Origin of the sequence: Roseobacter litoralis Och 149 (assembly GCF_000154785.2) — a bacterium.
Classification (GTDB): Bacteria; Pseudomonadota; Alphaproteobacteria; order Rhodobacterales; family Rhodobacteraceae; genus Roseobacter; species Roseobacter litoralis.
Window position 1 is genome coordinate 2,766,579 of record NC_015730.1, and the last position, 12,315, is coordinate 2,778,893.

Consider the following 12,315-nt stretch of genomic DNA (forward strand, 5'->3'; position numbering starts at 1 on the left):
CACGGGGTGTGACCAAACGCAAGGGTTACCCTATGAAACTGTCGCCTTTAGTGCCGCCTGCGGTAGCCGTCAGCCCGGATTGCGCGCATCACCCTGCGCCATCAGCTAAAATCAGGCCCGATTTCGGCGTTCGCATCGCCGAGGTTGCGGCATTGGCTGACGACGGTCGTGTTGTTGCAAGGCAGCGCCGCGTCCCGACGTTGCCAGAATTTGATCGGGTGTTTGCAGCTTTCGCACAGGGCACCCTCTTGCAGTCAAAACAGCAATATATCGCGATTGAAGATCTACGCCCCGGCGATGTGCTGAAAACGGCAGAAGGCACATTTGAGCAGGTCACCTGGATCGGCTCCACCCTCTTTGCGCCCCGGGACAGTGGTGCACGACTGCGTCTCACCCGTATCATGGCGGATAGTTTCGGTATGAACCGCCCGGAAAACTCTGTCTGCCTTGGGCCGGCGGCGCGCGTGTTGCAAACACCGCCGGACCTGCGCAACACAGCATCACCTCAACAACTCATGTCGCCCGTAAACAGGTTTCTCGACGGCGTGAATGTGATCGAGACAATGCCCCCCTCAACTATCCGCCTGTTTCATATCGGACTGCGAAATCATGGGGCCGTGATCGCAAGTGGCCTGCAAATCGAGAGCTTTCACCCGGGCACCGACCCGGTTGCGCATTTTTCACAAACGCTGCGTGATGCCTATCTGTCGCTGTTTCCGCATGTCGAACATCTGAGTGCTTTTGGATCACGCCGATACCCAAGCGTGTCGAACTGAACGGCGCGCCTATCAGGCTGTTTCGGCCAGACGTTCCTCAAGGACGTCAAACGATACACCCGGGTCATCTTTGGCCACCCGGATCACAAGCGAAGTTTTGACGCTCGCCACATTATGCGTCGTCAAAAGGTCACCAGTCAAAAAACGCTGAAAACTGGATAAATCCGGGGCTGCGCATTTCAGGATGAAATCCACCTCACCGTTGAGCATGTGACACTCGCGCACAAGCGGCCAGGCGCGGCAGCGGTCCTCGAAAGCCGTCAGGTCCGATTCTGCCTGACTGGCCAGACCAACCATCGCAAACACCTGCACCTCGAAGCCCAGTTCGCGCGCATCAACCTCGGCATGATAGCCCTTGATGTAACCGGCTTCTTCCAATGTGCGGACGCGGCGCAGACAAGGGGGTGCCGAAATGCCCACACGCTTTGCCAGTTCCACATTCGTCATGCGTCCGTCAGCTTGCAATTCTGCAAGAATTTTACGATCTATCTGATCCAAACGCATTGGCATTCATGCTCCCTCTTTTTTGCGTTTGTTATATCACCGATGCGACATGCGCAATAATATTTCACAGTTGCGCAAGATTCTTTCCTTCACATCTGAGTAACCGCGCGTGTTTTGCACAGGATGCGGGCAGATGAGGGGTTTAAGACACCCTGATGCATCTATATATCCAAAACCGCTGCAATGAGTGAGATCGGGGATTCTTATGGGCGAAACACGCCACACACGCGTTCTAATCATCGGGTCCGGACCTGCCGGATATACCGCTGGCGTTTATGCCAGCCGCGCGATGCTGGAACCCATTCTGGTGCAGGGCATTGAACCGGGCGGACAGTTGACCACAACCACCGAGGTCGAAAACTGGCCCGGCGACAGCGAAGTTCAGGGGCCGGACCTGATGATCCGCATGCAGGATCACGCAAAGGCCGTGGGCACCGAGATCATCGGCGACATCATTACCGACCTGAACCTTGAGCAGCGCCCGTTTGTCGCAAAGGGCGACAGCGGGACGACCTATATCGCCGACGCTGTCATTCTGGCGACCGGGGCACGGGCGAAATGGCTCGGGTTGCCGTCGGAGGAAAAATTCAAAGGATTTGGCGTTTCCGCTTGTGCGACCTGCGATGGTTTTTTCTACCGTGGCCAAGAGATTGTCGTCATCGGCGGGGGCAACACCGCCGTGGAAGAAGCGCTGTTTTTGACAAACTTCGCCTCCAAGGTGACGCTGGTCCACCGCCGGGATGAATTGCGGGCTGAAAAGATACTGATTGACCGGTTGATGAAAAACCCCAAGATCGAACCCCTGTGGTTCCATGAACTGGATGAAGTCGTCGGCACGGAAAACCCGCTCGGCGTCGAAGCGGTGCGCGTTCGGAACACCAAAACGTCGGAAATCACGGAAATCCCTGCAAAGGGTGTTTTTGTGGCCATCGGACATGCCCCTGCCAACGAACTGGTAAAGGACGTGCTTGAAACGCATATGGGCGGCTATGTCGTGACCAAACCGGACAGCACCGAGACGTCAATTCCCGGCGTCTTTGCAGCGGGCGATTTGACGGACCATATTTACCGCCAGGCTGTCACCTCAGCCGGGATGGGGTGTATGGCAGCGCTTGAAGCGGAAAAGTTCCTCGCTGAAAACGAAACTGTCGCGCGCACCGACGAAAAAGTCGCCGCTGCCGAATAGGCTTTGGCGCCACCAAAGTGCACATGCAGCAGCCCTCTGGGGTGTTGCGTGCGTACGGTGGATTAAGGGCACACTCACCTGCCTTATGGATAACGCTTGATATGCCGCTTTTGTGGCCCGGTCACTTACACCGTTTCAAGCGAGGTCCATCATGCCAACCCGAGCCGCCCTGTCCCATATTCCCGGCCCCCCAACGCCCCCCCTGATCGGCCACACGCTGAAAATCGCCAAGGACAGCTATGGCACGCAGCAAGAATACATCAAGCGCTACGGCTCTGTTTACAAAACCAAAATGCTGGGCGTGTGGCGGGTAAACCTATGCGGACCAGACGCGTTGGAACATGTGCTGCTCGACAAGGAAAAGATCTTTTCCTCTGCGGGCGGGTGGGACGCGTTACGGCGCATCTATCCCGGTGGGCTGATCCTTCAGGACTTTGACAAGCACCGACAGGACCGCCGGATTCTGACCGCTGCCTTTCGCGCCTCGGCCATTCGCGATTACCGCGTTCGGATGGGGGCGATCATGCTTGATCTGCTGCAGCACTGGCCCAAGGACGCCCCTTTCGACTTTTACGAGGCCATCAAAGACCTGACGCTGCGCATGGGGGGGGCGGTATTCATGGGTCTGCCGCTGGACGGTGATCTGGCTAAACAGATCAACCGTGCGATCACCGACGAAATCCGCGCCTCGGTCACACCGATCCGGGCTCCGATCCCGTTTACGCCGATGTGGCATGGTGTGCGCGGGCGTGATTTTCTGCGCGAAACCTTTCGCAAACTGATCCCAGAGAGGCGCAAAAACGGGGGCGATGATTTCTTTTCGCAAATGTGCATGGCCACGGACGAAGACGGTAAAGGCTGGAGCGAAGACGAAATTCTGAATCATTTCAATCTGTTGATCATGGCCGCACATGATACCACGGCAACGTCTCTGACGGTGATCATGGCCGCCCTCGGCACGCATGGCGAGTGGCAACAGCGCCTGATCGATGAGGTGGACGCCCTGGGGGATGCAGAGCTGAACGAGGATGCGCTGGGTCAGATGAAAGAGACGGACAAGGTCTTCCGCGAAGCCCTGCGTTTGGTGCCGCCGGTCCCGTTTATTCCGCGCATGACGACACAGGATTTTCACTGGCAAGGCTATGATATCCCGGCCGGGACCTCTCTTGCGCTGAACCCCGGCGTCACAATGCTCTCACCAGAGCTGTTTACAAACCCGACCCAGTTTGACCCCGACCGCTTTGCACCAGACCGGGCGGAGGACCGCATCCATCGCTTTGCCTGGACGCCCTTTGGTGGGGGCGCACACAAGTGCATCGGCATGCATTTTGCTACAATGCAGGTCAAGCTGTTCATCGCGACACTTTTGCGTCAGCGCAAAATAGAACTGCCCGGCGGTCCGCCCGAATGGCACAGAATGCCCATTCCGAAGCCAAAGGGCGGGTTACCAATTCTGCTGCCTGCGCGGTGAAGCGGAAAAAGAAAAAGCCGCGGCAATGTCCGCGGCTTTTAAACAAGGTCCATCGCTGTGCGTTAGTGCACAGGCACCGGCGCATAATCATTCTGGCGCGCGAGCACAAAGGCCAGTTTTCTGTCCGCGACAAGCGCCAATTGCTGCCCGTCACTGTCATGAACCGCATAAAGCTGTTCAAGTCCTTCGATCTTGCCCTGCACTTCGGTCGGCAGATCGCTGACATCAACTGCTTTGACGTAAACGATACGGTTGTCCCGTGTTGATGTTTCAAACGGCTCCTGCATGGTCTTACCCCTTTTTAATGTTGATGGTCTGAACGACGGTTGGTGTTTTTTCGCGGCTGAGGTCCAGATGAAGCAGACCGTTTTCCATCACGGCCTCCCCTACATCAACACCTTCCGCCAGCACAAAGCTGCGTTGAAACTGCCGTGCGGCAATGCCTCTGTGCAAGAACACACGCCCTTCGCTGTCATCTGTCTGCCGCCCCCGGATGACCAACTGGCGGTCCTCAACGGTGATCGACAGATCGTTCTCGGAAAAACCGGCAACGGCCAATGTGATGCGGTATGAAAACTCCGACGTCTGTTCGATGTTAAACGGCGGATACCCTTCGTTGCCTGATTTCGCAGTGCGTTCAAGCAAGCGTTCCAGTTGTTCAAATCCCAACATATGTGGGTATGAAGCCAGCGTCATTTTTGTCATGCGACACGTCCTTTTAGGATTAAGCGACAGTCAGCGCCGGCCCCTTTAAGGCAACCGGCAATAGTGAATATGGGAAGGCTTGCCGCGCAAAGCAAGGGCTATGCGCTCAAAGGGTTATCGCTTAATGTGAAATCAGACAATTAACGGAATCACAGCCCTATGAACGCGCCCACCGATCTGTCGATGAAAACGGATGAAGTCCTGCGGGTGGAGCTTGCCGTTTTTCGCCGTGAGCACCGCGATCTAGACGATGCAATTCATGCGCTTGCTGAGCAGGCAACTGCGGATCAGCTGACCCTGCAACGTCTGAAAAAGCGCAAGCTGCTGTTGAAAGATATCATCGCGCGGATCGAAGACCGTCTGACCCCGGATATCATCGCCTGAGGCGCCCCCGGTGCATTGCGCACCCCATCCGTTTGATTATAGTCCGGATCTAGCAATATCAGGCGCAAGGGGCCCTTTCACATGACACTTCCCTCTGTCGGAATAATTATGGGCAGCCAGTCGGATTGGCCGACCCTGCGTGAGGCCGCACTGGTGCTGGATGATCTCGGCGTTGCGTATGAAAAACGTATCGTTTCGGCCCATCGCACACCGGATCGGCTGTGGGACTATGGCGTGAACGCTGTGGACCGGGGGTTACAGGTGATCATCGCCGGTGCCGGTGGTGCGGCCCATTTACCGGGCATGATGGCGTCAAAAACACGGGTGCCGGTCATCGGGGTCCCCGTGCAGACACAGGCCCTTTCCGGTGTTGATTCGCTCTATTCGATCCTGCAAATGCCGCGCGGCTATCCGGTCGCGACCATGGCCATCGGCGCCGCCGGTGCCAAGAACGCAGGGCTGATGGCCGCTGGAATCCTTGCATTGCATGATGCTGAGCTCGCGGCGCGTCTGGACGCATGGCGCGCTGCACTTTCTGCCTCCATCCCTGAGGAACCTGTTGATGAATGAACCCTTGAAGACCGGATCCACCATCGGAATCCTTGGTGGTGGGCAGCTGGGCCGGATGCTGGCCGTGGCGGCGGCCCGTCTTGGCCTCAAAACGCATATCTTTGAGCCCGGTTCTGAGCCCCCCGCCAGCCACACTGCCCACCGGCTCACAACGGCAGCTTACAGTGACACTGAGGCGTTGATCGCATTTGCCCGCTCGGTCGATGTGGTCACATATGAGTTCGAGAACATCCCGACCGAAGCGCTGGATACGATCGAGGCCATCACCCCGATAAGACCGGGGCGAGAAGCCTTGCGCGTCAGTCAGGACCGCCTGATCGAAAAGGCATATCTTGAGGGTCTGGGCCTGCAGGTAGCACCCTTTGCACCCGTGCATGATGCCGAAAGCCTGCAAAAGGCGGTCGATCAGATCGGCACCCCCTCAATCCTCAAAACATGCCGCTTCGGCTATGATGGCAAAGGACAGGCCAAGCTGAACACGCCCGAGGATCAATCCGCAGCACTGGCGGCGATGGCGGATCAACCTGCCGTGCTCGAAGGGTTTGTGACCTTCAGTCGCGAAGTCTCAGTCATCGCCGCACGCAGCGTCAATGGTGATGTGGCCTGTTTCGACCCCGGCGAAAACATCCACAAAGACGGCATTCTGCACACGACAACCGTCCCTGCATCCCTTAGCGCAGCACAGCGCACAGACGCGGTGTTGATGGCGGCCAAGATATTGAACGCCCTCGATTATGTTGGCGTGCTGGGGGTTGAGCTTTTTGTGACGCCCCAAGGTCTGATCGTGAATGAAATCGCGCCACGGGTGCATAATTCAGGGCATTGGACGCAAAACGGCTGCGCCATCGACCAGTTTGAACAGCATATCCGCGCCATCGCAGGCTGGCCTTTGGGCGACGGGACGCGCCATTCGGATGTGATCATGGAAAATCTGATCGGCAACGATATGGACCGCGTCGCCGAAATTGCACGGGAAAGCGGCGCAGCCTTACATCTTTATGGCAAGGCTGACGTCAAACCGGGGCGCAAAATGGGCCATGTGAACCGTATCGCGTCCTGATCACTCAGGCCGCGAAAAAGCGGGTCGCGACATCGCCTGCCATATGGCTGATCCGCCCTTTGACCAGTGTCGCCGCGATGCGCTGGGTTTCGCCGTCAAGGATCACCAGATCAGCGCGCTTTCCGGGGGACAGCACGCCGCGATCCTTAAGCCCCAGAACCTGTGCCGGCCCGGAGGACACAAGCCCCCACGCATCGGCAAAAGAGGCAAGCCCGGTTTTCGCAAGCATCAGCGCCGCGCGCCGCGGACTGGGATAATGGTAATCTGACGCGATAGCATCACACAGGCCAAGCGCGATCAGATCAACGGCGCTGGCGTTGCCCTTGTGCGAGCCCCCGCGCACCACATTCGGTGCGCCCAGAACCACAAGGTCACCCTTGGCTTTCGCGGCCTCCGCAGCCTCAAGCGTTTCGGGGAATTCGGCGATATGCGCACCGCGATTATGCCAGTCATCGCGTGTTGGTTTTTGCGCATCGTCATGGCTGCCCATGCGGATACCCTGCGCGCTCAGTTGCGCACAAAGACCATCCAGCGCCACCGGCACATCGTCTGAGTGCGCATGCAAATCCATCATCATCTGAAAATGCACATCCGGGTTACGCCCGGCCTTGAGCGCCTGCCCGACCATGCGTGGCGGTTGACGACCCTGCGCCAGACGCGCATGTGGCAAGTGATCGTTGAACACGATGTATTCAACGCCCCACTGCATCATCTTTTCCGGAATATCCGGATAAAGGTCGAGCAAATGGGTCTCCAGCCGCAATTGCGCCCGCAGGTCCGTGACCAGCTTGGGCGCCGTCTCCTTTATCGCACGAAACACCTGATCTGCGAAGGTGAGACCGCGCAAACCGCCCTCCCAACTCACAAATTGCGCCAGTACCCCCGTCGTGATCCCATTGGCGGCCAGTTCGGTTTCCGTGGCAATCAACCCTTCGGCCATTTCCTTCATCGCGCCACGACGCGGCGCGAGGTGACGTTCAAAACCGTCGCCATGCACGTCGATGATACCCGGCAGCACCATATAGCCGCTGAGGTCCACGTCACGGCCCGCCCCTTGCGCGCAGATCATGCCATCACTCACGCAAAGCGGATCAGTATGCATGCCCGCCGGACCCAGCACGTCGCCGCCGACAAATCTAAGGTCTTCCAATCTGATCCCCCACACCCGGCACGCAGCTGCCATCCGGACAGCCCAGTTGATCCAGTATCGTGTCAAACCACGTAATGCTCTGATCAAAAGCGCCTGTGTTCAGAAACGCCATGACCTGTCCAATGACCGTCGGGCTGTTCATCATGAAGGTATGTGTGACAGGCAGAATGATGTGATCCTTCATGCCCGTCACACGCGTTGAATAGACGGCGACCTTGCCGTCATCGGCGCCGGGCAAGAGCGTCGAAAAATAAGGGTTGATCGTCTGATCCCCAGCGATGACGCCCAATTCAAACGTCACAGATGGCAAGCTGCGTGGCAGATCATTCGGACCGGTGCCGAGCTGCTCTCCGGCTGGGCCGTTGATCCAGCCAAAGGCCTCGATATCGTCAAAGGCATCGACCACCTCGCTGCCTTGATTGGGCGGGCCAAGCATCACGACGCGGCCAATCCTGTCCGAGCCGACCTCGGCGGCCCATTGGCGCAGCAAAATGCCACCCATCGAATGGGTCACAAAATCGACACGGGGCACATCACCGCAGGCGGCAACCGCATCCGGCAGGGTTCTCGCGACCAGTTCTTCGACAGGTGCTTCGGTTGAGGGGTATCCGGGGCGCACCACGCGGTAGTTTTCTGAGGCGAGGGCCGCCTCCATCAGCGCAAAGGAAAGCTCGGTTCGGGCCAACCCATGCAGCAAGACGACACATCGGTTTTGCACCTGCGCCACGCCGAGCGTCGACCAAAAGGTTGCCATCACCAAAACAGAAAAGAACACGCGTTTCATAGGCTGTCAGATAGAGCTATTGTGCCCCATTAAAAAGGACGACGTAACGCTATTTGACAGGAAATTGCACGAATGCGACCAAAATCACCAAGAATTGCTGCACGCGCGATCATTACGAAAGACAATCGTATTCTGCTGGTAAACGCCTGGCCTGATGGCAAAAGCACGCTGCTTTGTGCCCCCGGTGGTGGTGTGCATGTGGGAACCTCTCTGCCGCAGAACCTTGCGCGCGAGGTTTACGAGGAAACAGGCTTGCGCATTGAGGTCGGCGCCCCCTGTCTGGTCAACGAGTTTCACGACCCCGATACGGGCTTTCACCAGATCGAGGTGTTCTTTCGGTGCACCTTGTCAGGCAGCGACACGATTGACCCCGACTGGAATGATCCCGAAAACATCGTGTCAAAGTGGGTTTGGGCCTCACAAGCGGACATGAAAAACCACAGGATCAAGCCGGATAGCCTGCCTCAGGTGGCGTTCGGGGGCGAGTTCGCGTTCAGCTACGATCCCTTGGAGACGATTGTTTTGTGACCGCCAGACCAATGCCCGCAACAACAAGCGCCGCCGCCACTGCAATTTCGAGGCTGAGGCGTTCATTCAGCACGAGCGCCCCGGCGAGGATCGCAATGATCGGCACGCTCAGTTGAACGACCGCAGCCACGCTTTGCTGCAGGTTCGGCAAGACACTGTACCACAGCGCATAGCCCAGACCGGAGGTCAGCGCCCCGCATAGGACCGCCAGTAAAACGCCAATGCCCGAGGCCTGTTCGATAAACGCGAAGGTCAGGATAAATAAAAACGGCAGGCAAATCAGAAAGTTCGCAGCCGTCGCTGCCAGCGGGTTGGCTTCGGCTTTGCCGCTGATCGTATAGGCGGCCCAGCCAAGCCCGGCACTGATCATACTGGCAGCCCCCATTATCCCGCCGCTGTCACCCGGTTCCGGCCAGAGCGCGACAACGAGCCCCAGAAAGGCAATCCCCGCGCCAATCAACTGGCGCAGGGTCGGTGTGACCCCATAGACAGCCCCGTAGGTGAACATGGAAATCTGCACTACACCAAAGAGGATGAGCGCGCCAAGACCCGCATCAAGCGTGATATAAGCCACTGAAAAGCCGATCATATAGATACAAAGACTGGCGGCTCCAATCAGGCGCGCACGGCCGCGTATTGGTACCGACGCCCCTTTCATCAGAACCAGCGCACACAGCAACGCCGCCCCGGCAAGAACCCGGATCAAAGCAAAGCTGATCGGGTCAATATACCCCGGTTCAATCGCCATACGCGTCAGGATGGAATTTGAAGCGAATGCGAGCATCGTAAAACTGGTTACAAGAAACAAGCGCATGTCTATTCCTTACTGGTGAACCTGCGGTCCGTTGATGCGCATTTGCATTGGCAACTGCATATATTGGAAGCAAATCAAGGGGAAGAGTGGGAAAGGGTTGCCCGTAGACCAAATGCTGGCGTTTGCACAGAACCCACCATTCACACGCTATTTCGACATAGATCGACCGAACGCATGCGTTGAACAAAAATGAGGCCCGCCATCACTGGCGAGCCCCGGTAACTCATACCGCAAGGTAAGGCATGATTACATCATGCCGCCCATGCCGCCCATGTCGGGCATGCCGCCGCCTGGTGCTGCACCCTCTTTTGCGGGCTTATCTGCAACCATGGCTTCGGTTGTGATCAAGAGACCTGCGATAGATGCCGCGTCCTGCAGAGCAGTCCGAACAACTTTCGCCGGGTCAATCACACCAAACGCGAACATGTCACCATATTCTTCGGTCTGGGCGTTGAAGCCGAACTTCAGATCGTCGCTTTCACGGATTTTGCCTGCAACGACGGAACCGTCGACGCCTGCGTTTTCCGCGATCTGACGCAGAGGTGCTTCGAGCGCCTTGCGCACGATGCTGATGCCAACGTTCTGGTCGTTGTTGTCACCGGTCAGACCCTCAAGGTGCTTGCCAGCCTGAACCAGCGCAACACCACCGCCAACGACGATGCCTTCTTGGACAGCAGCGCGTGTGGCGTTCAGGGCGTCATCGACGCGGTCTTTACGCTCTTTCACTTCTACTTCGGTCATGCCGCCAACGCGGATCACAGCAACACCGCCTGCCAGTTTGGCAACACGTTCCTGCAGCTTTTCACGATCGTAATCAGATGTGGTTTCTTCGATCTGTGTACGTATCTGGGAAACACGCGCCTGAATTTCGGCCTTCTCGCCAGCGCCATCAACGATTGTTGTTTCGTCTTTGGTGATCTGGATCTTCTTGGCAGAACCCAGCATGTCCATTGTGACGGACTCAAGCTTCATGCCCAGATCTTCGGAGATGACCTGACCGCCTGTGAGGATCGCGATGTCCTGCAACATGGCTTTGCGGCGATCGCCGAAACCAGGAGCTTTGACAGCTGCGATTTTCAGACCGCCGCGCAGTTTGTTGACAACCAGAGTTGCCAGCGCTTCGCCTTCCACGTCCTCAGCAATAATGAGGAGCGGTTTTTGCGACTGGATGACCTGCTCGAGCAGGGGAACCATTGGCTGGAGGGACGACAGTTTCTTTTCGTGCAACAGCACGATGCAGTCTTCCAGTTCAGTGGTCATTTTGTCGGCGTTGGTGACAAAGTAAGGGGAGAGGTAGCCACGGTCGAACTGCATGCCCTCGACCACGTCTGTCTCTGTTTCCAGACCTTTGTTTTCCTCGACGGTGATAACACCTTCGTTGCCAACCTTTTGCATCGCATCAGCGATCTGCTGGCCGATTTCAGCTTCGCCGTTGGCCGAGATCGTGCCGACCTGTGCAACTTCTGCGCTGTCGCTGACTTCACGCGAGGCTTCCTTGATCGCAGCAACGACTTTGACCGTCGCCAGATCAATACCGCGCTTGAGGTCCATCGGGTTCATGCCAGCGGCAACCGACTTCAGGCCTTCTTTGACGATCGCCTGAGCCAGAACAGTCGCGGTTGTTGTACCGTCGCCTGCTTCGTCGTTGGTGCGGGAAGCGACTTCCTTCACCATCTGTGCGCCCATGTTTTCGAACTTGTCTTCCAGTTCGATTTCTTTCGCCACGGATACACCATCTTTGGTGATGCGCGGTGCGCCGAAAGATTTGTCCAGAACGACGTTACGGCCTTTTGGGCCAAGTGTAACTTTAACCGCGTCGGCCAGGATGTTTACACCCCTGAGCATACGGTTACGGGCATCGGTGTCGAATTTGACGTCCTTAGCAGCCATTTTTGTTCTCCGTTTATAAAATTGTTCAGCGTTGGATCAGACGATCCGGGGCTTTCAGGCCGCCTTGGCTTCTGCCGCGGCTGCGATGATCCCGAGGATGTCGCTCTCTTTCATGATCAACAGTTCTTCCCCATCGAGGGTAACTTCTGTTCCGGACCATTTGCCGAAGAGGATTGTGTCACCTTCGGATACGGCCATCTCGATCAATTCGCCGCTGTCTTTGCGCGCGCCTTCGCCGCAGGCAACAACTACGCCCTCTGCCGGCTTTTCTTTTGCGCTTTCGGGGATGATCAATCCGCCGGAAGTTTTCTCTTCGCTTTCAACGCGGCGCACCAAAACACGGTCATGAAGTGGTTTGAATGTCATCTTTGCAGCTCCTTAAGGCTCAAAGTTTCTCCCAGACGGCATCCTCATTTCTCCGGGGTGCCGCCGTTATCACTCTTTATGTGCGAGTGCTAACGACGTGTAGTTAGGGACCCGCGCGAGCCGAGTC

The 12,315-nt window shown here is 57.1% G+C and carries 15 protein-coding genes; 7 read left to right on the forward strand and 8 right to left on the reverse strand.

Features of this window, described 5'->3' with window-relative positions:
• Nucleotides 1-32: 32 nt before the first annotated feature.
• Nucleotides 33-776 carry a Hint domain-containing protein gene (locus tag RLO149_RS13150; RefSeq protein WP_013962584.1) on the forward strand — a complete coding sequence of 248 codons (744 nt, stop codon included), beginning with the start codon at nt 33-35 and terminating at the stop codon, nt 774-776.
• 12 nt (nt 777-788) lie between these two features.
• On the opposite strand, the gene RLO149_RS13155 is transcribed toward RLO149_RS13150, so the two are convergent.
• Nucleotides 789-1,286 carry an Lrp/AsnC family transcriptional regulator gene (locus tag RLO149_RS13155; protein WP_013962585.1) on the reverse strand — a complete coding sequence of 166 codons (498 nt, stop codon included), beginning with the start codon at nt 1,284-1,286 and terminating at the stop codon, nt 789-791.
• A 199-nt stretch (nt 1,287-1,485) separates the two neighbouring features.
• Between RLO149_RS13155 and trxB the strand changes: the two genes are divergently transcribed.
• On the forward strand, nt 1,486-2,466 hold the full coding sequence (gene trxB / locus RLO149_RS13160; protein ID WP_013962586.1) for a thioredoxin-disulfide reductase: 981 nt from the start codon (nt 1,486-1,488) through the stop codon (nt 2,464-2,466).
• Between the two features lie 151 nt (nt 2,467-2,617).
• A complete protein-coding gene (locus tag RLO149_RS13165) occupies nt 2,618-3,937 on the forward strand; it encodes a cytochrome P450 (RefSeq protein WP_013962587.1) in 1,320 nt (439 codons plus the stop codon).
• A 62-nt stretch (nt 3,938-3,999) separates the two neighbouring features.
• Here the strand turns inward: RLO149_RS13165 and RLO149_RS13170 are convergent, their stop codons facing one another.
• Both RLO149_RS13170 and RLO149_RS13175 read right to left on the reverse strand, forming a co-directional pair.
• On the reverse strand, nt 4,000-4,224 hold the full coding sequence (locus tag RLO149_RS13170; protein WP_013962588.1) for a DUF1150 family protein: 225 nt from the start codon (nt 4,222-4,224) through the stop codon (nt 4,000-4,002).
• A gap of 4 nt (nt 4,225-4,228) precedes the next feature.
• On the reverse strand, nt 4,229-4,642 hold the full coding sequence (locus RLO149_RS13175) for an Hsp20 family protein (protein WP_013962589.1): 414 nt from the start codon (nt 4,640-4,642) through the stop codon (nt 4,229-4,231).
• A gap of 159 nt (nt 4,643-4,801) precedes the next feature.
• Here RLO149_RS13175 and RLO149_RS13180 point away from each other — a divergent pair, with 159 nt between their 5' ends.
• The 3 genes from RLO149_RS13180 to RLO149_RS13190 all read left to right on the forward strand — a co-directional run bounded on the left by RLO149_RS13180 (nt 4,802) and on the right by RLO149_RS13190 (nt 6,656).
• The gene (locus RLO149_RS13180; protein WP_013962590.1) at nt 4,802-5,026 is read left to right on the forward strand and encodes a YdcH family protein; all 225 of its coding nucleotides are present in this window, start codon (nt 4,802-4,804) and stop codon (nt 5,024-5,026) included.
• Nucleotides 5,027-5,107: 81 nt separating this feature from the next.
• Nucleotides 5,108-5,596: a 5-(carboxyamino)imidazole ribonucleotide mutase gene (gene purE, locus RLO149_RS13185; protein ID WP_013962591.1), complete on the forward strand. Its 489-nt coding sequence runs from the start codon at nt 5,108-5,110 to the stop codon at nt 5,594-5,596.
• Entirely contained in the window at nt 5,589-6,656 is a 1,068-nt protein-coding gene (locus RLO149_RS13190; RefSeq protein WP_013962592.1) for a 5-(carboxyamino)imidazole ribonucleotide synthase, read from the forward strand. The genes purE and RLO149_RS13190 overlap by 8 nt, the downstream gene beginning before the upstream one ends.
• A 4-nt stretch (nt 6,657-6,660) precedes the next feature.
• Here the strand turns inward: RLO149_RS13190 and RLO149_RS13195 are convergent, their stop codons facing one another.
• Nucleotides 6,661-7,806, reverse strand: coding sequence for an alpha-D-ribose 1-methylphosphonate 5-triphosphate diphosphatase (locus RLO149_RS13195; protein WP_013962593.1), 1,146 nt, complete (start codon nt 7,804-7,806; stop codon nt 6,661-6,663).
• A complete protein-coding gene (locus tag RLO149_RS13200) occupies nt 7,793-8,590 on the reverse strand; it encodes an alpha/beta hydrolase (RefSeq protein ID WP_013962594.1) in 798 nt (265 codons plus the stop codon). Before RLO149_RS13200 ends, RLO149_RS13195 begins: the two co-directional genes overlap by 14 nt.
• Before the next feature lie 72 nt (nt 8,591-8,662).
• Here RLO149_RS13200 and RLO149_RS13205 point away from each other — a divergent pair, with 72 nt between their 5' ends.
• Nucleotides 8,663-9,118, forward strand: coding sequence for an NUDIX domain-containing protein (locus RLO149_RS13205; protein ID WP_013962595.1), 456 nt, complete (start codon nt 8,663-8,665; stop codon nt 9,116-9,118).
• On the opposite strand, the gene RLO149_RS13210 is transcribed toward RLO149_RS13205, so the two are convergent.
• The 3 genes from RLO149_RS13210 to RLO149_RS13220 form a co-directional block, all read right to left on the reverse strand.
• On the reverse strand, nt 9,084-9,932 hold the full coding sequence (locus RLO149_RS13210) for a DMT family transporter (RefSeq protein WP_013962596.1): 849 nt from the start codon (nt 9,930-9,932) through the stop codon (nt 9,084-9,086). The two genes, RLO149_RS13205 and RLO149_RS13210, sit on opposite strands and share 35 nt — an antisense overlap.
• Nucleotides 9,933-10,178: 246 nt before the next feature.
• Entirely contained in the window at nt 10,179-11,822 is a 1,644-nt protein-coding gene (groL, locus tag RLO149_RS13215; protein WP_013962597.1) for a chaperonin GroEL, read from the reverse strand.
• A gap of 54 nt (nt 11,823-11,876) precedes the next feature.
• Nucleotides 11,877-12,188, reverse strand: a complete 312-nt coding sequence (locus RLO149_RS13220; protein ID WP_013962598.1) for a co-chaperone GroES — start codon at nt 12,186-12,188, stop codon at nt 11,877-11,879.
• Nucleotides 12,189-12,315: the final 127 nt, after the last annotated feature.

Excerpts from the sequence above, each read along its gene's own strand:
- RLO149_RS13150 (WP_013962584.1), top strand. The coding sequence starts at position 33 with ATGAAACTGTCGCCTTTAGTGCCGCCTGCGGTAGCCGTCAGCCCGGAT.
- RLO149_RS13155 (WP_013962585.1), bottom strand. The coding sequence starts at position 1,286 with ATGCCAATGCGTTTGGATCAGATAGATCGTAAAATTCTTGCAGAATTG.
- trxB (WP_013962586.1), top strand. The coding sequence starts at position 1,486 with ATGGGCGAAACACGCCACACACGCGTTCTAATCATCGGGTCCGGACCT.
- RLO149_RS13165 (WP_013962587.1), top strand. The coding sequence starts at position 2,618 with ATGCCAACCCGAGCCGCCCTGTCCCATATTCCCGGCCCCCCAACGCCC.
- RLO149_RS13170 (WP_013962588.1), bottom strand. The coding sequence starts at position 4,224 with ATGCAGGAGCCGTTTGAAACATCAACACGGGACAACCGTATCGTTTAC.
- RLO149_RS13175 (WP_013962589.1), bottom strand. The coding sequence starts at position 4,642 with ATGACAAAAATGACGCTGGCTTCATACCCACATATGTTGGGATTTGAA.
- RLO149_RS13180 (WP_013962590.1), top strand. The coding sequence starts at position 4,802 with ATGAACGCGCCCACCGATCTGTCGATGAAAACGGATGAAGTCCTGCGG.
- purE (WP_013962591.1), top strand. The coding sequence starts at position 5,108 with ATGACACTTCCCTCTGTCGGAATAATTATGGGCAGCCAGTCGGATTGG.
- RLO149_RS13190 (WP_013962592.1), top strand. The coding sequence starts at position 5,589 with ATGAATGAACCCTTGAAGACCGGATCCACCATCGGAATCCTTGGTGGT.
- RLO149_RS13200 (WP_013962594.1), bottom strand. The coding sequence starts at position 8,590 with ATGAAACGCGTGTTCTTTTCTGTTTTGGTGATGGCAACCTTTTGGTCG.
- RLO149_RS13205 (WP_013962595.1), top strand. The coding sequence starts at position 8,663 with ATGCGACCAAAATCACCAAGAATTGCTGCACGCGCGATCATTACGAAA.
- RLO149_RS13210 (WP_013962596.1), bottom strand. The coding sequence starts at position 9,932 with ATGCGCTTGTTTCTTGTAACCAGTTTTACGATGCTCGCATTCGCTTCA.
- groL (WP_013962597.1), bottom strand. The coding sequence starts at position 11,822 with ATGGCTGCTAAGGACGTCAAATTCGACACCGATGCCCGTAACCGTATG.
- RLO149_RS13220 (WP_013962598.1), bottom strand. The coding sequence starts at position 12,188 with ATGACATTCAAACCACTTCATGACCGTGTTTTGGTGCGCCGCGTTGAA.